The 18281-nt window shown below is 67.1% G+C and carries 14 protein-coding genes and 1 pseudogene; 4 read left to right on the forward strand and 11 right to left on the reverse strand.

Annotation, left to right across the window (positions count from 1 at the left end):
• Nucleotides 1-8 precede the first annotated feature (8 nt).
• The 4 genes from SRAA_RS03300 to SRAA_RS03315 form a co-directional block, all read right to left on the reverse strand.
• A complete protein-coding gene (locus SRAA_RS03300; protein ID WP_045530956.1) occupies nucleotides 9-1271 on the reverse strand; it encodes an acyl-CoA dehydrogenase family protein in 1263 nt (420 codons plus the stop codon).
• 72 nt (nucleotides 1272-1343) lie between these two features.
• A complete protein-coding gene (locus SRAA_RS03305; protein ID WP_045530957.1) occupies nucleotides 1344-2426 on the reverse strand; it encodes a phosphotransferase in 1083 nt (360 codons plus the stop codon).
• A 24-nt stretch (nucleotides 2427-2450) separates the two neighbouring features.
• Entirely contained in the window at nucleotides 2451-3170 is a 720-nt protein-coding gene (locus SRAA_RS03310) for a Crp/Fnr family transcriptional regulator (protein ID WP_045530959.1), read from the reverse strand.
• A gap of 66 nt (nucleotides 3171-3236) precedes the next feature.
• Entirely contained in the window at nucleotides 3237-4016 is a 780-nt protein-coding gene (locus SRAA_RS03315) for an oxepin-CoA hydrolase, alternative type (RefSeq protein WP_045530962.1), read from the reverse strand.
• 98 nt (nucleotides 4017-4114) lie between these two features.
• Here SRAA_RS03315 and SRAA_RS03320 point away from each other — a divergent pair, with 98 nt between their 5' ends.
• The gene (locus tag SRAA_RS03320; RefSeq protein WP_045530965.1) at nucleotides 4115-6103 is read left to right on the forward strand and encodes a hypothetical protein; all 1989 of its coding nucleotides are present in this window, start codon (nucleotides 4115-4117) and stop codon (nucleotides 6101-6103) included.
• Between the two features lie 41 nt (nucleotides 6104-6144).
• Here SRAA_RS03320 and SRAA_RS03325 read toward each other — a convergent pair whose 3' ends face one another.
• Nucleotides 6145-7152, reverse strand: a complete 1008-nt coding sequence (locus SRAA_RS03325; protein WP_045530967.1) for a D-2-hydroxyacid dehydrogenase family protein — start codon at nucleotides 7150-7152, stop codon at nucleotides 6145-6147.
• An 83-nt stretch (nucleotides 7153-7235) separates the two neighbouring features.
• On the opposite strand from SRAA_RS03325, the gene SRAA_RS03330 reads away from it, so the two are divergent.
• Nucleotides 7236-8483 (forward strand): MFS transporter, encoded by a 1248-nt coding sequence (locus SRAA_RS03330; protein WP_045530969.1) that lies wholly within the window; start codon nucleotides 7236-7238, stop codon nucleotides 8481-8483.
• 47 nt (nucleotides 8484-8530) lie between these two features.
• On the opposite strand, the gene miaA is transcribed toward SRAA_RS03330, so the two are convergent.
• Together miaA and SRAA_RS03340 are read right to left on the reverse strand one after the other, a co-directional pair.
• Complete coding sequence (miaA, locus tag SRAA_RS03335; RefSeq protein ID WP_045530971.1) at nucleotides 8531-9565, reverse strand: tRNA (adenosine(37)-N6)-dimethylallyltransferase MiaA; 1035 nt, start codon at nucleotides 9563-9565, stop codon at nucleotides 8531-8533.
• On the reverse strand, nucleotides 9562-10815 hold the full coding sequence (locus SRAA_RS03340; RefSeq protein ID WP_082040077.1) for a multidrug effflux MFS transporter: 1254 nt from the start codon (nucleotides 10813-10815) through the stop codon (nucleotides 9562-9564). The genes miaA and SRAA_RS03340 overlap by 4 nt, the downstream gene beginning before the upstream one ends.
• Nucleotides 10816-10985: 170 nt before the next feature.
• On the opposite strand from SRAA_RS03340, the gene SRAA_RS03345 reads away from it, so the two are divergent.
• The gene (locus SRAA_RS03345) at nucleotides 10986-12026 is read left to right on the forward strand and encodes a ParA family protein (RefSeq protein WP_045530974.1); all 1041 of its coding nucleotides are present in this window, start codon (nucleotides 10986-10988) and stop codon (nucleotides 12024-12026) included.
• Between the two features lie 411 nt (nucleotides 12027-12437).
• On the opposite strand, the pseudogene SRAA_RS03350 reads toward SRAA_RS03345, so the two are convergent.
• The 4 genes and pseudogenes from SRAA_RS03350 to SRAA_RS03365 form a co-directional block, all read right to left on the reverse strand.
• Nucleotides 12438-12806: pseudogene (locus SRAA_RS03350) on the reverse strand (transposase); the annotation flags it as partial.
• 79 nt (nucleotides 12807-12885) lie between these two features.
• Complete coding sequence (gene gdhA, locus SRAA_RS03355) at nucleotides 12886-14229, reverse strand: NADP-specific glutamate dehydrogenase (RefSeq protein ID WP_045530978.1); 1344 nt, start codon at nucleotides 14227-14229, stop codon at nucleotides 12886-12888.
• 175 nt (nucleotides 14230-14404) lie between these two features.
• Complete coding sequence (mutL, locus tag SRAA_RS03360) at nucleotides 14405-16435, reverse strand: DNA mismatch repair endonuclease MutL (RefSeq protein WP_045533210.1); 2031 nt, start codon at nucleotides 16433-16435, stop codon at nucleotides 14405-14407.
• 64 nt (nucleotides 16436-16499) lie between these two features.
• Nucleotides 16500-16829: a heavy metal-binding domain-containing protein gene (locus tag SRAA_RS03365; RefSeq protein ID WP_045530980.1), complete on the reverse strand. Its 330-nt coding sequence runs from the start codon at nucleotides 16827-16829 to the stop codon at nucleotides 16500-16502.
• 222 nt (nucleotides 16830-17051) lie between these two features.
• Here SRAA_RS03365 and SRAA_RS03370 point away from each other — a divergent pair, with 222 nt between their 5' ends.
• Nucleotides 17052-18269 (forward strand): ATP phosphoribosyltransferase regulatory subunit, encoded by a 1218-nt coding sequence (locus tag SRAA_RS03370; RefSeq protein WP_045530982.1) that lies wholly within the window; start codon nucleotides 17052-17054, stop codon nucleotides 18267-18269.
• Nucleotides 18270-18281: the final 12 nt, after the last annotated feature.

Raw genomic sequence — 18281 nt, forward strand, 5'->3', positions numbered from 1 at the left:
GTTGTGTTTTAGCAGCCGCGTGTCACTGGCGGCTCGAGTTCGGTGGTGGCCTGCACTTGGTGGCGCGCCAGCTCCAGCTTGGCGATGGCCATCCGGTGCACCTCGTCGGGGCCGTCGGCTAGGCGCAGGGTGCGCTGGTTGGCGTAGCTTTGCGCCAGCACAAAATCTTGCGACACCCCGGCGCCGCCGTGCGCCTGAATGGCCCAATCGAGCACTTGGCAGGCCACGTTGGGGGCCACGACCTTGATCATGGCGATTTCGGCCTTGGCGACTTTGTTGCCCACGGTGTCCATCATGTAGGCGGCTTTGAGGGTCAGCAGCCGCGCTTGCTCGATCAGGCAGCGCGACTCGGCGATGCGCTCGTGCCAGACGCTTTGCGCCGCCAGCGGCTTGCCAAAGGCCACGCGCCGCGTCAGGCGCTGGCACATCAGCTCCAGCGCGCGCTCGGCGGCGCCGATGGAGCGCATGCAGTGGTGGATGCGCCCCGGCCCGAGGCGGCCTTGGGCGATCTCGAAACCGCGCCCGGCCCCGAGCAAAATGTGGCTGGCGGGCACGCGCACGTTTTCTAGCCGCAGCTCCATGTGGCCGTGCGGGGCGTCGTCGTAGCCAAACACGGTGAGCGCGCGCTCGATGTGTACCCCCGGCGCGTCGGCCGGCACCACGACCATGGACTGTTGCGCGTGCCGGGGCGCTTGCGGGTCGGTTTTGCCCATCAGGATGAAAACGGCGCAGCGCGGGTCGCCGGCGCCGGAGGACCACCACTTGCGCCCGTTGATGCGCAGCTCGTCGCCCTCGCGCTCGATGCGGCACTGGATGTTGGTGGCGTCGGACGAGGCCACTTCGGGCTCGGTCATCAAAAAGGCTGAGCGGATCTCGCCGCGCAGCAAGGGGGCGAGCCAGCGGTCTTTGAGCGCCTCGCTGGCGTAGCGCTCCAGCGTCTCCATGTTGCCAGTGTCGGGCGCGGAGCAGTTGAACACCTCGGGCGCAAAGCTCACGCGGCCCATGATTTCGCACAGCGGCGCGTACTCGAGGTTGCTCAGGCCCTCGGGGGCGCGCGGCGAGTTGGGTAAAAACAGGTTCCACAGCCCGGCGGCGCGGGCCAGCGGCTTGAGCCGTTCGACCAGCTCGGTGGGGCGCCACGGGTTGCCACGGGCGCGGTTGGCGGCCACTTCGTCCATGAAGCGCGCTTCGTTGGGGTAGATGTGCGCGTCCATGAAGGCTTGCAGGCGCGCTTGCAAGTCTTGAACCTTGGGGCTGTAATCGAAGTGCATAAAGGCTCCGCTGGGTGGGCTAAGGTGGGGCGTGGGTGGGGGCCATGGGCGCTGGGCAGGGTCTGGATCGGGCTAGGCGCGCTGGGCATAAGACCAAGCCAGTTCGGCCAAGGGGCGCGCTCCGGCACCCGACTGGCGCGCTTGGGCGCTGGAAGCGGTGCCGGCCTCGACCCGCTTGGCGATGCCTTGCAAAATCGCCGCCAGCCTAAACAGGTTGTAGGCGAGGAAGAAATTCCAGTCCTGCTGCAGCGCCTCGGGGTCGAAAAAACCGGTGTGGGCGCAATAGCGCTCGATGTATTCGCGCTCGCTGGGAATCCCCAAAGCGGGCAGATCCAGCCCGGCAATGCCGCGAAACAGCCCCGGCTCGATGTGCCAGGCCATGCAGTGGTAGCTGAAATCGGCCAGCGGGTGCCCGAGGGTGGAAAGCTCCCAGTCCAGCACCGCCAGCACCTGCGCTTGCTCGGGGTGGAACACCAGGTTGTCGAGCCGAAAGTCGCCGTGCACCACGCACAGGCGGCTGTCGTCGCGCGCCAGCGCCGGGATGTGGGTGGGCAGCCAGTCGATCAGGCGCTCCATTGCGGCGATGGGTTGCGTCACCGAGGCCTGGTACTGCTTGCTCCAGCGCGCGATTTGGCGCTCGAAGTAGTTGCCGGGTTTGCCGTAGTCGGCCAGGCCCACGGCCTGCACATCGACCCGGTGCAGCGCCGCCAGCACCCGGTTCATTTCCAGGTAGTGGGCGCGCCGTTGCGCCGCATCCAAGCCCGGCAGCGACTGCTCCCACAGGATGCGCCCGGGCACGTATTGCATCAGGTAAAAGGCGCGCCCGATCACGGATTCGTCTTCGCACAGCGCCTCCATGCGCGGCACCGGCACCGCGGTGTCGGCCAGCGCGCGCATGACGCGAAATTCGCGCTCGATCGCGTGCGCCGAAGGCAGCAGCTTGGCCGCCGGCCCGGGTTTGCTGCGCAGCACCCAGTCGCGCTGCGCGGTGCGCAGGCGGTAAGTGGGGTTGGACTGGCCGCCGGGAAATTTCTCGATTTGCAAAGGGCCCTCAAAGCCCTCAAGGTGCGCGCTCAGCCACTGCTCCAGCGCGGCGGCTTCAAAGGGCAGGGCCGCAGGCCGTGGGGCTGGGGTGGGGCAGGAGGGTTCAGACATGGCCGCTGGGTGCAGAAAGGGTTTTTAGTTTTCGGCGGCTGCAATGCGCAGCAGGGCGCTGCGGTCGCACACCACCAGCCCGCCGGGCTCGATGCGGATGGCCAGCTCGCGCTCCATCGATTTGAGCTCTTGGTTGACGCGCTGGCGCGAGGCCCCCAGCATCTGCGCCAGCTCTTCTTGTGCCAGTTGCAGGCCGATGCGGGTCTCGCTGGCGTTGGCCAGGCAAGGCACGCCGTAGCTGCGCGACAGATGCAGCAACTGCTTGGCCAGCCGCGCGCGCAAGGGCAGGGTGTTGAGGTCTTCCACCAGCCCGAACAGATTGCGGATGCGCCGCGCCTGCAAGCGAAGCAGCGCCTCGTAGAGTTCGACGTGCTGGGCCAGGATTTTCTGAAAATCTTTGCGCGCCACGCACAGCAGCGAAGTGGCCCCGTGCGCGTAGGCGTCGTGGGTGCGGCGCTCGCCGTCGAACATGGCAATCTCGCCAAACCAGACCCCGGGCTCGACGTAGGTGAGCGTGACCTGCTTGCCCGCCAGCGAGGTCGAGCTCACCCGCACCGCGCCCTTGGCCACCGCCGACCATTCGTTGGGCGGGTCGCCGCGGGCGGCGATCAGCTCGCCATCGAGGAAGCGTTTGACGTAAGCGCATCGAAGGATGTCGTGCCGCAAAGAGGGTGAAAGGGTGTTGAACCAGCGACCGCCGTTGATGGCCTCGCGTTCCTGCATTGTCAGTATCGGTTCGTCCATGGGCTGTCTTGTGGGTGACTGGGGGCGGTCTAGGTGTCGCTGGGGCGACCTCGGCGACCTATGGCTTCAGCGGTAGTGCGGCGGGCGTTTTTCCAGAAAGGCCCGAATCCCTTCGCCGCCGTTGGTGTGATGCAGGTTTTGCACGAAGTGCTCGCGCTCTTGGCGCAGTTGCTGGTGCAGGCTGTGGGTGGGCGCCTCGTTGACCAGCTCTTTGATGCTGGCCAGCGCATTGGGGGCCAAGGCGTTGAGGCTGTCGCACCAGTGCAGCGCCTCGTGCAGCGCCTGCCCGGGCTCGCACAGGCGGTTGATCAGCCCCAGTTGCAGCAGGCGCTGCGGCTCGATGCGCTCACCGCGCATCAGCAATTCCAGCGCAACGGCACGCGGCAGCCGGCGCGCTAGGCTCCAACTGGCGCCGCCGTCGGGCGAGAGGCCCACGTTGATGTAGGACAGGGCAAACACGCTGTTGCGCGCCGCCAGCAGGAAATCGCAGGCCAGCGCGAGCGAAAACCCAGCCCCGGCGCATGCCCCCTCGACCGCCGCCACCACCGGCTTGGGGAAGCTGCGCAAGGCCTCGATCCAGATGTGCAGGCCCTCGATGCTGTCGGCCTGCACCTGCACGGCTTGTTCGCGGTTGTTAAGCAGGCGCTGCAGGTTGCCGCCGGCACAAAAATGCGCCCCTTCACCGGTGATGATGACCGAGCGCACTTCGGTGCTGCGCTCAGCGACGTTGAGCGCTTCGACCGCGGCGGCGTAGACCTCGGGTCCGAGTGCGTTGCGGCGCTCGGGGTCGCTGAGGGTCAACACCAAGGTGGCATCGTGGCTGTGGCTTTTTAAGCAGGCGGTCATGGGGGGCTCGCTTTGGCAATGAATTGGGGTGGGGGGTTTGGTGTGTCAAAATGTGGAGCAGTTGACAATACGAACACGATTAAGGCAAGGACTGGCAGATGTTGAAGTTGGCGGTGGGAAGCGCGCTGCTGTGGGCGGCCACGCAAACGCTGGCGGCAACCTTGGGTCCGACTCAAGGCGATGTCATTATCGGTCGCCCCTTCGATATTCTGGTGCAAAGCCGGCTCGAGCCCAACCAAAGCCTAGCCGACTTGTGCCTGCAAGTGCAGCTGCAGTATGGCGAGTCGGGCGTGGCGGCCAGCACCATCAGCACGGCGGTACAAAGCGTCGGACCCGATGGGGTGGCGTTGCTGCGGGTGCGCAGCACCGAGCCCATCAACGAGCCCATTGTGACCTTGGCCTTGCAGGTGGGCTGTCAAACGGTCTTTAGGCGCTCGTACACCCTGTTGGCCGATTGGAGTCCGGCGCAACCGCCGGCAGTTGCCGCCACCCTCCCTGCAGCCACCCCGGCAACGGGGGTTGCAGTGGTGGCTGTGCCTGTGCCAGTTGTTGCGCCCAACGGTGCCGCGGTTGCAGGACGCGCAGCAGCCACGGCACCGGCGGCACAGCCCCAAGCCCAAACCCCGATTCGTCTGAGCGCACCGGCGGCCCGGCCAGCCAACTTGGAGCGCCTGCGCAGCAAAGCGCCTCCTCGAGTCGTCCCGGTGCCTGCGGCTGCCGCCCCTGCAACCACCCCCCCGGCAACCACCTTGGCCCCGGTCCCGGTGGCAGGAGGGGCCCGCTTGCAGCTCGACCCGATTGCCTTGCCCGGGCAAGCTCCGCCGGTGGCGGCTGCGGCTGCGCCCGAGCAAGTGGGCGCCGCAGCCACTGCAGCGCCAGAGGGGCCTTTGGCCGATGTGGGTGCCGTCGCTAACGCGCTGGCCGCCAAGGAGCAAGAGCTGCTGGGTTTGCGCGCTGAGCAGGAGCAACTGCGCCTGGCGCTGCAAAGCACCCAGGCCCAATTGCTGCAAGTGCAAGCTGCAGCCCAGGCCGGTGTGCCTGCGATGTGGCTCTATGGGCTGGGTTCCTTGCTCTTGTTGCTGCTGGGCGGGGTCTTGTATGCCTACCGATCGGGACGGTTGTTGCTCGCGCGACCTGCTGCAGCGACGCAAACGCCGTGGTGGGCGTCCACCCTGCCCGGGGATGAGGCCACCCAGTCCAAAGCGGACCTCGCGCCGGTGCAGTCCGTGACCCCGAATGGCCTCGAGACCCGTGCCGACGCCGCACCCGCCGCACCCGTTGCGATGCCCCCGGATGCAGCCTTCGAGCCATCTGCCGCAGCCGCTCGGTCATCGGCATGGCTGGATGCCGATGGGGTAATGGGGCTGGAGGTGGCCGAAGGCCAGGCTTCGATGTTTGGCGAGGTGGCCATTTCGGTGCTCGATCTGGGTGCCTTGATCGAGGTGTGGCAGCAGGTCGAGTTTTTCGAGTCGATCGCCCAGCGCACCCAGGCCATGGAGGTGCTCAAGTTGTACGTGACCGGGCATGCGCGAGCCAGCGAGGCGCCCTATTTGCGGTGGTTGGCCTTGGCCGCGCAAGCCGGCGACGCAACCGCGTTGGGCGAGGCCACCCGGTTTTACGAGCACCACTTTCAGCGCATCGCGCCGCGCACCGAGGTTATCGATTCCGGGCTGGGCCTCGAGCACGACACGGCGCTCTTGCAAACCCTGCAGGCGCAGTGGCCGCAGCCGACGGCGGCCGTGGTGATCGAGCGCGCCTTGGCCTCTCAGCCCGGCGATCCCAGCAGCGAGCTGACCGTGCGCACCCTGGCGGCTTTCGATGACTTGCTGACCCTGAGTGGCGTGCTGGAGGCCTTGCTGCATGCACCGCTGCCCATGCTCGATTTGGGCCTTGCCCCCGCGCCTGCAGCATCCAGCGGGTCTGCGCCCACCTTGCCTGGATCGATTCCCTTGCAGACTTGGCCGAGCGCCGATTCGGTGTCGGTTGCAGCGGTCGAGGCGCCCAAACCCGACCCCCTGTCGATCGACTTCGACCTCGGGAGTTTGGACTGGGAGCCGGGCCCCCGCCCCCCCTCAGGAAAGCCCTAGCCGCTAAAAAGCGCAGTCCGCGCAGGGAGGCGATCTTCCACTTAGCGCTGGTAATGCAGCGCCCCCGGGTTGACGATGTGGGAGGGGGTGCCTTTGATGAAGTTGAGGATGTTGTCGAAGGCGGCCGAAAAATACTTTTCGTAGCTCTCTTGCTCGACAAAGCCGATGTGCGGGGTGCAGATGCAGTTTTCCAGACGCAGCAGGGCGTGCCCTTGCAAAATCGGTTCGGACTCGAACACATCCACCGCCGCCATGCCGGGGCGGCCGCGGTTGAGGGCCGCCACCAAGGCATCGGGCTGGATCAGTTCGGCGCGCGAGGTGTTGACCAGCACGGCGCTGGGTTTCATCAGGCTCAAGTCTTCAAAGCTCAGGCAGCCCTGGGTACTGGGCCCCAAGCGCAGGTGCAGGCTGAGCACGTCGGACTGCGCCAGCAGCTCGGCCTTGGAGGCAGCCACTTCAAAGCCGTCGGCCACGGCCTGCAAGCGCGTCGCCTCGCTGCCCCAGACCAGCACGCGCATGCCAAAAGCGCGCCCGTAGCCAGCCACCAGTTTGCCAATGCGGCCATAGCTCCACAGGCCCAGCGTTTTGCCGTGCAGCACCATGCCAAGGCCAAAATTGGGCGGCAGGGCGGCGGTTTTTAGGCCCGATTGTTGCCAAACCCCGTGTTTCAGATGCGCCACGTAGTGCGGCAGGCGGCGCATGGCGGCCAGAATCAGCGCCCAGGTGAGCTCGGCCGGGGCCACCGGCGAGCCCTTGCCTTCGGCCACTGCCACTCCGTGTTCGGTGCAGGCATCGAGGTCGATGTGCGGGCCCACCGACCCGGTCTGGGCGATCAGGCGCAGCTTGGGCAGTTTGTCGAGCAACTGGCGCGTGATGTGGGTGCGCTCGCGAATCAGCACCAGCGCCTGGGCGTCGCGCAGGCGCACCGACAACTGCCCCACGCCCTTGATGTTGTTGGTAAACACCTTGGCCGGAAAGGCTTCGAGCTTGGCGGCGCAGGCGAGCTTGCGCACCGCATCCTGGTAGTCGTCGAGAATCACGATATTCATGGCGGCTATTGTGCCCGGATGCGGCGGTTGCAATGGGCGCGCAGCGTGGCGCGGGCGCGCGTTTGGCATTAATATGACCGCCTATGTCCAGTCTCAGCCTAGCTGCCGCCGCCCACCCGACTGCCGCCGTACCGTGGCGCACCGACGCGCGCGTGATGGCGCTGGTTGGGTTGGCGCATGGCAGCTCGCATTTCGGGCACCTGCTGCTGCCGCCGTTGTTCCCGCTGCTGATGCTCGAGTTTGGCCTGTCCTTCACCGAAGTGGGCCTGCTGATGACGCTGTTTTTCGCCGTCTCGGGGCTGGGGCAGGCGGCCTCGGGCTTTGTGGTGGACCGTTTCGGGGCGCGTCCGGTGTTGTTTGCGTCGCTGCTGCTGTTCATGGGTGCGGCCTTGCTGGCATCCCAAGCCAACAGCTACACGACGCTGCTGTGGGTGGCGGCGCTGGCTGGCTTGGGCAATGCCTCGTTTCATCCGGTCGATTTTTCGATCCTGAATCAGCGCATCTCGTCCCCCAGGCTGGGCCACGCCTACAGCGTGCATGGCATCAGCGGCAACCTGGGCTGGGCGCTGGCCCCGGTGTTTCTGGTCGGCTGGTCGATGTGGCTGGACTGGCGCAGCGCCTACCTCGCCGCCGCCGGGCTGTATCTGCTGGTGTTTTTGCTCCTGCTGTGGCAGCGCCAGCACCTGAAGTCGGAGGTGCTGCGCCGCCCGGCGGGTGCGCCAGCGGGCAACGACTTGGCTTTTTTGCGCCATTCGGTGATCTGGTGGTGCTTTGCCTTCTTTTTGCTCACCACGCTCATGCTGGGTGTGGTGCAAAACTACTCGGCCTCGATCCTCAAAGCGCTGCACGGCGTGAGCCTAGAGGCCGCCACGCTCACGCTGAGCGCCTACATGGTGTGCGGGGCGCTGGGCATGCTGGTGGGCGGTTTCGTGGCCACGCAGGCGCGCCGCACCGATTGGGTGGTGGGGGCATCGATGGGCGCGGGTGCGCTGCTGCTGCTGCTGGCCGCCAGCGGCTGGCTGGGTGGCACGGGCACCATGCTGCTGCTGGCGGCCACGGGCTTTGCCGTGGGCATAGCCGCGCCCAGCCGCGACCTGCTGATCAAGCAGGCCACGCCCAAGGGGGCCACCGGGCGCGTCTATGGCACGGTGTATTCGGGCCTGGACGTGGGTTTTGCCATCGCACCGCTGATATTCGGCGTTTTCATGGACCGCGGCTGGTACGCCGCCACGCTGGCCGGGGCCGCTCTGGTGCTGCTGCTCTCGATCGGGGTCGCGCTCGGGGTGGGGCGGCGCAATTTGGCATGGGTTGCGCCGGGCTCAGCCCCATAGCGCAGGCTTGGCTCAGGAGCCGCTCGACCCAGCCGCGCGCAGGTTTTTCAGGCCGCGCGTTGCAAGCCCGCCCGCTCCAGCAGCGCGCAGGCGGCTTGCAGCAAGTCGGGTTGTTCGCACGCCAGCAGCTGGCGCTGCGGCAGGCTGCGCAGCCAGGTGAGTTGGCGTTTGGCCAGTTGGCGCGTGGCGCTGCTGCCGCGCTCAGTCAGGGCGGCGCGCTCGGGCGCGCTGAAGTCGCTGCGCCCGCTGGCGGCTAGGGCATCCAGCGCTTCCCACAGCTGGCGGTAGCCCACGCTGCGCAGGGCGGGCAGGCCGGGGTGCAGCTCGGGCCGCTCGCGCAGGGCGCGCACCTCGTCGATGAAGCCTTGCTCCAGCATGGCGGCAAAGCGCTGCGCGATGCGCTGGTGCAGCCAGGCGCGGTCCAGCGGTTCCAGCGCCAGCAGCAGGCCAGTCTGGCCGTTGATTTGCAGCGGCGGCAGGGCTGGCTGGGCGGTTGGCTGCGCGGCGGGCTGTGCCGGTTTGGTCTTGGTGCGGGTGTGAAACGACGACAGCGGCCGCCCGCTGGCGCGCCAGACTTCGAGCGCACGCCCGATGCGCTGCGCGTCCTTGGGGCTCAAGCGCGCCGCCGTCGGCGCATCCACCGCCGCCAGTTGCGCGTGCAGCGCGGGCCAGCCCTTTTGCGCGGCTTCGGCCTCGATGGCCTGGCGCAGATCCGGGTGCGCGGCGGGCATGTCGTCGAGCCCCTCGAACAGGGCCTTGAAGTAGAGCAGGGTGCCGCCGACCAGCAGCGGCAGGCGGCCGCGGGCGGCGATCTGGGGCAGCAGGCGCTGCGCGTCGGCCACGAAGGCGGCGGCGCTGTAGCTCTGCTGCGGCTCCAGGATGTCGATCAGGTGGTGCGGCACGGCGGCGCGTTCGGCCAGGCTGGGTTTGGCGCTGCCGATGTCGAGCCCGCGATAGACCAGCGCCGAATCGACGCTGACGATCTCCACCGGCCAGCGCTGCGCCAGCGCCAGCGCCAGCGCGCTTTTGCCGCTGGCGGTGGGGCCGGCCAGGGCGATCCAGGCGGGTGGGGCGGGGCTCATGGTTTGGGGTGGCCGATTGAATCAGTCGGGTTGGCCCGCTTGGCTGCGGCGCCATGCACTTCCCCGTAACGCTGCACCAGCGTCCAAGCCACAGCGCAGATCAGCACGCTCCAGAACCACAGCCCTTGGGTGAGGGGCAGCACGCTGGCCCCTTCGAGGCCCACCGGCAGTTGTGCCGCCAGCCACCAGCCCACGGCAAAGGCCACGCTCATCATCAAAAATCCGCTCAGGGCCGAGGCGGTGCCAGCCGCCTGCGGGAACGGGGCCACCGCGCCGCTCTGGCCGCAGGGCTGGTGGATGCCGTGCGCCAGAATGAACAGGTAGTAGGGCAGCATGATGGCCCACACGCTGTGCCAGCCCAGCCAGCCCAACAGGCCGACCAGGTTGCCGCCCAGCAGCGTCAGGGCCCCGGCGATGGCCACCGTGCGCCGCACCCCGAAGCGCAGCAGCAAGCGCCGACACAGCACAGTTCCCAGGATATAAACCGCCGACATCGAGAACATCAGCAATCCGTACTGGGTTTTGCTCAGGCCCAAGGCGTTGATGAAGACAAAGGACGAGCTGGCCAAAAAGGTGAACAGGCCGGCGTAGGAGGTGGTCACCAGCAGCGCGTAGGCCCAGAAGGTGGGGTGGCGCAAAATCAAGGCCCAGGTGCGCGCCATCTGCTGCGGGCGCAGCGCCTGCGGGTTCGGGTGCGCCAGGCTTTCCTGGAAGCGCAGCAGCACCAGCGCCAGCGCGGCGGCCCCAAACAAGGCCAGCACGCCCAGGGCGGCGCGCCAACCCATCCAGTCCGACAACAAAGCGCCCAGCGGGGCGCTGATGCAGGCCAGCACCCCCAGCCCGGTGAGGCCCTTGGACATCATGCGCGCGCCTTCGGCCGGGTGGTAGAGGTCGCGCACGATGGCGCGGGCGCACATCACCGCCGCCCCCATGGCGGCACCTTGCAGCACGCGCCAGAGCAGCAGTTGCTCCATGCTGGCAGCAAACACGCTGCCCAGCGAGGCCAGCGCGTACAGCGCCAGCCCGGCGAGCAAAATGGGGCGGCGCCCAAAGCGGTCCGACAGCGGGCCCCAGAACAGTTGCGAAACCCCAAACGCCAGCAGCAGCGCCGACAGCGTGAGCTGCGCCTGGTGCATGGGCGCATCGAAGTAGCCGGTGAGCGCGGGCAGCGCCGGCAGGTACAAGTCGGTGGTGAGCGGCTGCAGCCCCAGCAGCAGCGACAGCAACAACACCACGAGGGTGGCCGGCATGGGCGGGCGCGTGCGGGCAGGCTTCATCGCGCTCTAGATTAACAGATGCTAGGGCTTGCCGCAGGTGAACTACTGCATATCCTGCAATTTTTCTTTTCTCCTGCATGTCCTGCGTGTTATCATGACGCCTGCTGCACCTGCGGCTTTTTCGCAACCTGCAAGGAAACGCTATGGCATCCAACATCCAGAAGATTCTCGACAACCACTCAAAAGTCGTTGATGAGGGGTTCACGCACTCCGGCGATCTCAAGTACCGAAGCTATGCCGTGACGACGCTACGCGGCGGGGTCGGGAAATCGACGCTCACGTTCAACCTCGCATATGAGATGTCGCGGAAGCATCCATTGCTGATCGCGGACCTCTGCGCGCAGCGGAACTTGACCGAGAACCTGATGCGCGGCGCTCAGCAAGACGTGACCATTTTGGATGCGCTCCAGCCGGCACTCTTGGGCGCCGCGTTTGGCGATGTCCCTGACGACATCTCCTTCCGCGTCAGCAACTACTGCGACTCTTTCAAGGGCGGCAAGGTGGCGAGCTTCATCCCCGGCAGCGCAGAAATGTTCGCCTTCCCTTCGACCCTGTACCAGCAGCTTCAGATCGCCAACGCGCAGCAGAATGTCTCGGCCATCGGAAAGCTGTTAGAAATCTTGAAGCAGATTCTCGATAAGGAGGCGAAGGACAAGGGCGCCGAGAAAATCCTCATGGATACCAGCCCCTTCTATGCGGGTGGCACTCACCTTGCGTGGTGCGCGTCCGATGCCGTCGTCATCCCCGTGCGCGTAGATGAGCACTCGATTGAGTCACTTGCACTGACGCTGGGGTTGCTGTCCAACCCTGCCAAGGACTTCCTGATTTGGAATCAGCGAGCCGGTGGCAGGCCTACCCCCAAGGTCGCGGCCATCGTGATGACAATGGCCGGGGCAAAGAGTCAGAAGAAGTTCACCCCTGACAGCGCGTCGCGCATGTATATCGAACGCGCGTTGTCACTGGCGGAAAAGCACAGCCAACTGTTCGACCATCAAGACCCAAGCGACGCATTCGTCATCACCGATGACTTCATGTCCACGGGCCGAGTGAGCGGTGCAAAAAGCATCCCAATTGCTCGCCTGAAGATCGGCAGCTTCCACTCTGTTGAGGGGAAGCGATTGCAGGTCAATGCCTCAGCCGAGCGCTATCAGAAGGAACTGGCCTACCTAGCCAGCATGCTCTAAGCCTTCTTCCCGCGCCCAGCCGCAGCCTTCTTGGCGATTTCCGGGCGTTGCTCGGGCGTAAGGCTTGCGGCGCACGCAGCGCCACCCTTCTTGCCGCCTAGCATGCCCAATGCAACCGCCGCCGCCTTCTTCGCCGGCGGCGGTACTTCCTTGGGCACCCCTCCCGAGGCTTGGTCAACGATGAACTTGGCGAGTTGGTTCAGGTCTCGCGGCCTGCTTAAGCCCAATACTGTTCAGATACATAACACCGGCCTTGGTTCGTGTTTCTGGTGAAGCACAGCGCCGCGATGGCGAACGTTGAAGCTGCTCATCTTACGCTTTACGCCGCGCGGGTTGAGACGCCCGCGACTGCTGACGCAGTGCCCGCGCGCGATCTCGGCCAGCAGCGCGTCACGCCAAGCAGCCAGACGCTCAGGGGGGGATGGCCGCAGCTTGCGGCATCTTGCGCTTGATCACGCGCACGTCATGGGTGAAGCTCAGCCGATCCGGATCGAGTCCGCGCGGCCAAGCTGCTTGGACCATTAGCTGTCGGATGGCAAAGTGCGCCAACAACAGGCCCCACAGTTCTTGCTGAATCAACTCCGGCGTCTTGCTGCGCAGCACCGTGCTGTTGGCGCGCAGGTGCGTCTTGAATTCGTCGAAGACACCCTCGATCTCCCAGCGCTCGTGGTACAGCGCGGCCAACTCCAAGGCGGGTGCTGCCTGCCGATCGATGATGTTGGTCGCCAGCCGGTAGCTGTCTTGCACCGGCGTGGCCGAACCGTGCAGCGTGTAGTCGATATTGGGCTAGGCCAAGCGGCACCAGCTAGCCCAAGCGGCTGGGGAACGGCGCGGCCTCAGGCCGAGGCCGCGAGCCGCCTCAGATCACGCCCTGGGCCAGCATGGCATCAGCCACCTTGACGAAGCCGGCCACGTTGGCCCCATCGACGTAGCTCACCGAGCCGTCGGCGCGCTGGCCATGGCGCACGCAGGCTTCGTGGATGCCGACCATGATGCCGTGCAGGCGCGCATCGACTTCCTCGCACGGCCAGCTCAGGCGCATGGCGTTTTGGCTCATCTCCAGCCCCGAGGTGGCGACGCCGCCGGCGTTGCTGGCCTTGCCCGGCGCGTACAGCACGCCTTGCTGCTCAAACAGCTTGACCGCTTCCATGGTGGTGGGCATGTTGGCGCCTTCGGCCACGCACTTGACCCCGTTTTGCAGCAGCAACCGGGCGTCGTCGGCGTCGAGCTCGTTTTGGGTCGCGCAGGGCAAGGCGATGTCAACCGGCACCGACCACGGGTTGCGCCCGGCTTCGAAGCGGGTGCCGGTGCGTTTTGCGTAGTCACTCACGCGGCCGTAGAGGTGGTTTTTGACTTCCATCAGCTCGGCCAGTTTGGCGCTGGTGAAGCCGTCTTCGTCGATCACGGTGCCGCTGGAGTCCGAAACGGTGACGACCTTGGCCCCGAGCGCCAGCGCTTTTTCGACCGCGTACTGCGCCACATTGCCCGAACCCGAGACGCTCACGCGCAAGCCGTCGAAGCTCAGGCCGCGGCGCTTGAGCATTTCTTCGGCGAAATACACCGTGCCGTAGCCGGTGGCCTCGGGGCGGATGAGCGAGCCGCCAAAGGCCAGCCCCTTGCCGGTGAAGACGCAGTCGGCGCGGTTGGAGAGCTTTTTCATCATGCCGGCCATGAACCCAACTTCGCGTCCGCCCACGCCGATGTCACCGGCGGGCACGTCGGTGTCGGAGCCGATGTGGCGAAACAGCTCGCTCATCAGCGCCTGGCAAAAGCGCATCACCTCGCCCGGGCTCTTGCCTTTGGGGTCGAAATCCGAGCCGCCTTTGCCGCCGCCCATGGGCAGGGTGGTGAGGGCGTTTTTGAAGGTCTGCTCGAAGGCCAGAAATTTGAGGATCGACAGGTTGACCGAGGGGTGAAAGCGCATCCCGCCCTTGTAGGGGCCGATGGCCGAGCTGTGCTGGATGCGGTAGCCGCGGTTGACCTGCACATCGCCGTGGTCGTTGACCCAGCAGACGCGAAACATCAGCACGCGCTCGGGCTCGACCAAGCGATCGAGCAAGCCTTGCTCGGCGTATTTGGGGTGCTTTTGGATGAAGGGCCACAGGCTCTCGACCACCTCGGTCACGGCTTGCAAAAATTCGGGCTGACCCGGGTTGCGCTGGCTGACTTGGGCCAGAAAATCGTGCAGGGAAGCGTATTTCATGACGGGATCGAGGGGGTGGAGGGTGGCGGAAAAGGTGGCAGGCAAAGGGCACTTATTTTGCACCAAACCGGGGGGCGTTTTGCACCGATTTGGCGCAGAACAGGGGCCCAGAGGCCGGATTGGCTTTGATTTGGCGCAAGTTAGCCTAAAAAAAGGGCGCCGCCCTCCGGCCGTTTCAGCGCCCGCGCAAAAACAGGGCGTCGAGCTCTTTGAGGCTCAACTGGCGCCAAGTCGGGCGGCCGTGGTTGCACTGGTCGCTGCGCTCGGTGGCTTCCATCTGGCGCAGCAGGGCGTTCATCTCGATTGCGCTCAGGCGCCGGTTGGCGCGCACCGCACCGTGGCAGGCCAGGGTGGCGAGCAGATCGTCGCGGGCGCGCTGCAGCAGGCGCGCGCCGCCGTGCTGCTCCAGCTCGGCCAACACGCCGCGCGCCAGCGCCACCGCGTCGCCCTGCGCCAGCGCAGCAGGCACGGCGCGCACTGCCAAGGTCTGGCGCGAAAAGGCTGTGATTTCGAGCCCGAGCCGCTGCAGCGCCTCTTGCTGCGCCTCGGCGGTGGCCAGTTCCAGTGCGGTGGCGGCAAAGGTGGCCGGAATCAGCAAAGGCTGGCTGGGCAGGGTGGCCGCGGCGCTGTCCCACTGGCCTTTCAGGCGCTCATAGACGATGCGCTCGTGCGCCGCGTGCATGTCCACCAGCACCAGGCCGTGGCGGTTTTGCGCTAGGATGTAAACCCCGTGCAACTGGGCCAGTGCCTGGCCCAGGGGCCAGTCGGTGTCGGCGTCGGGTTCCAAGTGAGGGGGTGAAGTGGCGTAGGGGTGCACGCGCAGCTCCACGATTGGCGGCTGCGGCTGGTGTGCAGGCGCGGCTGGGCCGGGCCACAGCGCGGCCACATCGCTGGCGTGCCGACCCGCGCCCGACGCGCCCATTCTGCTGCTGGGTGCCGCCTGGGGCGATGCCCCGTACCCCCAAGGCGCAGCCTGCGTGGCCAGCCCGAGGCGCATTTGTGTGCTGTGCGCCGGAGTTTCCGGGGTGCTGCCTTGAAACGAATCCGCTAGGCTGGCACCCGCAGAGGCGGACGGCTGCACGGGTGCTGCGTTCAAGAGCCCCGCGCGCGGAGCCGCCAGCACTTGCTCCAGCGCCCGGCGCACCGCCTGGTGCACCGCACGGCCGTCGCGAAAGCGCACCTCGATCTTGCTCGGGTGCACGTTCACATCGACGCGCGCCGGGTCCAGCTCCAGCAGCAGCACGTAGACCGGCTGGCGCTGGCCGTGCAGCACATCTTCGTAGGCGCTGCGCACGGCGTGGGCTATCACCTTGTCGCGCACGAAGCGACCGTTGACGTAGCTGTATTGCTGGTCGGCGCGGGCGCGCGCCAGCTGCGCCAGTCCGGCCCGGCCCCAGACGCGCAAGCCCTCGCCCAGCCAATCGAAGGCCAGGCTGTGCGCCAGAAAATCTTCGCCCAATACATCGGCCATGCGCTGCGCCAAGGCGGCGCTCGCGGGGCCGTTCATGGGGCTGCTGTGGGCCGCAGCAGCCGCAACAGAGGGATCGGCAGCCGCAGCCGCATGGTCCGGCTGGACAGCCGCCGCTGCCAAGGGCGCAGCCCGCCACTGCTCGACCAGCCTGCCCTCGTGCCAGATGGCAAAGCCCACGTCGGGCCGCGCCAGCGCGTGGCGGCGCACCGCCTCGACGCAGTGCGCCAGCTCGGTGGCATCGCTCTTGAGGAACTTGCGCCGCGCCGGGGTGGCGTAAAACAGCTCGCGCACCTCGACCGTGGTGCCGACGCTGCGCGCCGCCGGTTGCAGCTCGCCGGTGCGCCCGTGCAGCAGCCAGCCGTGCGCTTCGCGGGCCTCGGCGCTGCGCGAGAGCAGGCTGAGTTCAGCAATCGAGTCGATCGCCGCCAGCGCCTCGCCCCGAAAGCCCATGGTGGCCACGGTTTCGAGCTCGGCCAGATCCCGCACCTTGCTGGTGGCGTGGCGCTTGAGCGCCAGCGCGAGTTCTTCGCGGGCTACGCCGCAGCCGTCGTCTTCGAGTGCGATCAGGCGCACGCCGCCAGCGCTCAGGCGCAGCGTGAGCTGGCGCGCCCCGGCGTCGAGCGCGTTGTCGATCAGTTCGCGCACCACCGAGGCCGGGCGCTCGACCACTTCGCCGGCGGCGATCTGGCTGATGAGCGCATCGGGCAACTCGCGGATCGGTCGCCGCGGTTGCATGGGGTGTGGGCTGGGGGCGGTGGCTGGGGCGGCTTGGGTCACGCAGCCATTGTAGGGCGCGGCTTTAAGCGGCGGGCGCCACCACCACGGCGGTGCCGCTGGCCGAAACCATCAGCATGCCATTGCCCTGACCCATGACCTCGTAGTCCAGATCGACCCCGACGACGGCGTTGGCACCCAGTTCTTGGGCGCGTTGCTGCAGTTCGGTCAAGGCGATGTCGCGCGCTTTTTGCAGCTCCCGCTCATAGGTGGCGGAGCGGCCACCCACCAGATCGCGGATGCCGGCAAACAGGTCTTTGAACACGTTGGCGCCCAGAATCGCTTCCCCCGTCACCACGCCGCAGTAGCGGGTGATGCGTTGGCCTTCGATGTTCGGGGTGGTGGTGACGATCATGCTAGGACTCCTGTGGGTGCACCCGGCCAGCGCAGGCGCGGGTGGGGGTGGGGGTGGGGGTGGATGCAGTCAGCGGCATTATGGCCCGGCTCGAGCAGGCCAACAAGCAAGCAGGCAAGGGCGGCGGCGCAAGCGGCATGTTGGTGGGGGCGCCCTTGAAATCGGGCCCTCGTTTGGCCTTGCCAGTAAAATCACCCTTTTGACTGTCCGAGTTCCCATCCCATGTCTGCCTGGCTGCTGCCGGATCACATTGCCGACGTTTTGCCCTCCGAGGCCCGGCACATCGAAGAACTGCGCCGGGCCCTGCTCGACGCGGCGCGTGTGCATGGCTACGAGCTGGTCATGCCGCCCTTGCTCGAGCACCTCGACTCCTTGCTCACCGGCACCGGCGAGGCGCTGGATTTGCAAACCTTCAAGCTGGTCGATCAGCTCTCGGGGCGCACGCTGGGCCTGCGCGCCGACACCACGGCGCAGGTGGCGCGCATCGATGCGCACCTGCTCAACCGCAGCGGTTTAACGCGCCTGTGCTACTGCGGCCCGGTGCTGCACACGCGCCCGCAGCGGCCGCTGGCCAGCCGCGAGCCCTTACAGTTCGGGGCCGAGCTCTACGGCCACGCCGGCCCCGAGGCCGACCTCGAGGTGCTGGAGCTGGCGCTGGCTTGCCTGCGCGCCGCCGGCCTAGGCCGCATCGTGCTCGACTGCGGCGATGTGCGCATCGTCGATGCCCTGCTCGATGGTCTGAACTTGCCCGCGCTGCGGGTGCAGCAGTTGCACGCCGCCTTGGCGGCCAAAGACGTGGCGACGCTGGGCCAGGTGGCTGCTGATCTGCCCACGGCCACACAGAGCGCCTTGCTGGCCCTGACCGAGCTGCACGGCGACGCGGCGGTGCTGGAGCAGGCCGAGCGCGTGTTGCCGCCCTCGGCGGCGCTGCAGCGCGCCTTGGCCGATCTGCGCTCGCTGGCGCAGTCCTTGCCGCTGGCGCTGGCCGCCGCCGGCTCCGCGCACACTTGCGCCGCGAACGACATCGAAATCAATTTTGACTTGGCCGACCTGCGCGGCTACGCCTACTACACCGGCTTGCGCTTTTCGATCTTTGCCGCCGCCCTGCCTGGGCAGATGCCGCAGGAACTGGTGCGCGGCGGCCGCTACGACGAAGTGGGGGCGGTGTTTGGCCGCTGCCGCCCGGCGGCCGGCTTTAGCTTGGACCTGAAAGAGCTGGTTGCGCTGCTGCCACGCCCGGCGGCACAAAAAGCCATACGCGCCCCCTGGGGCGAAGACGCCGCGCTGCGCCAAGCCATTGCCGCCTTGCGTGCCCAAGGCCACGTGGTGCTGCGCGTGCTGCCCGGCCACGAACACGAAGTGGAAGAATTCGACTGCGACCGCGCCCTCGTGCCCCACGCCGGGGCCTGGGTGCTGCAAGCCCTGCCTCCCTCCCCATGAACCCGACCGCCT

The sequence above is a fragment of the Serpentinimonas raichei genome (assembly GCF_000828895.1).
Taxonomy (GTDB): domain Bacteria; phylum Pseudomonadota; class Gammaproteobacteria; order Burkholderiales; family Burkholderiaceae_C; genus Serpentinimonas; species Serpentinimonas raichei.

Bases quoted from the DNA above. Each gene is read 5' to 3' on its own strand.
- SRAA_RS03300 (WP_045530956.1), bottom strand. From the start codon at position 1,271: ATGCACTTCGATTACAGCCCCAAGGTTCAAGACTTGCAAGCGCGCCTG.
- SRAA_RS03305 (WP_045530957.1), bottom strand. From the start codon at position 2,426: ATGTCTGAACCCTCCTGCCCCACCCCAGCCCCACGGCCTGCGGCCCTG.
- SRAA_RS03310 (WP_045530959.1), bottom strand. From the start codon at position 3,170: ATGGACGAACCGATACTGACAATGCAGGAACGCGAGGCCATCAACGGC.
- SRAA_RS03315 (WP_045530962.1), bottom strand. From the start codon at position 4,016: ATGACCGCCTGCTTAAAAAGCCACAGCCACGATGCCACCTTGGTGTTG.
- SRAA_RS03320 (WP_045530965.1), top strand. From the start codon at position 4,115: ATGTTGAAGTTGGCGGTGGGAAGCGCGCTGCTGTGGGCGGCCACGCAA.
- SRAA_RS03325 (WP_045530967.1), bottom strand. From the start codon at position 7,152: ATGAATATCGTGATTCTCGACGACTACCAGGATGCGGTGCGCAAGCTC.
- SRAA_RS03330 (WP_045530969.1), top strand. From the start codon at position 7,236: ATGTCCAGTCTCAGCCTAGCTGCCGCCGCCCACCCGACTGCCGCCGTA.
- miaA (WP_045530971.1), bottom strand. From the start codon at position 9,565: ATGAGCCCCGCCCCACCCGCCTGGATCGCCCTGGCCGGCCCCACCGCC.
- SRAA_RS03340 (WP_082040077.1), bottom strand. From the start codon at position 10,815: ATGCCGGCCACCCTCGTGGTGTTGTTGCTGTCGCTGCTGCTGGGGCTG.
- SRAA_RS03345 (WP_045530974.1), top strand. From the start codon at position 10,986: ATGGCATCCAACATCCAGAAGATTCTCGACAACCACTCAAAAGTCGTT.
- gdhA (WP_045530978.1), bottom strand. From the start codon at position 14,229: ATGAAATACGCTTCCCTGCACGATTTTCTGGCCCAAGTCAGCCAGCGC.
- mutL (WP_045533210.1), bottom strand. From the start codon at position 16,435: ATGCAACCGCGGCGACCGATCCGCGAGTTGCCCGATGCGCTCATCAGC.
- SRAA_RS03365 (WP_045530980.1), bottom strand. From the start codon at position 16,829: ATGATCGTCACCACCACCCCGAACATCGAAGGCCAACGCATCACCCGC.
- SRAA_RS03370 (WP_045530982.1), top strand. From the start codon at position 17,052: ATGTCTGCCTGGCTGCTGCCGGATCACATTGCCGACGTTTTGCCCTCC.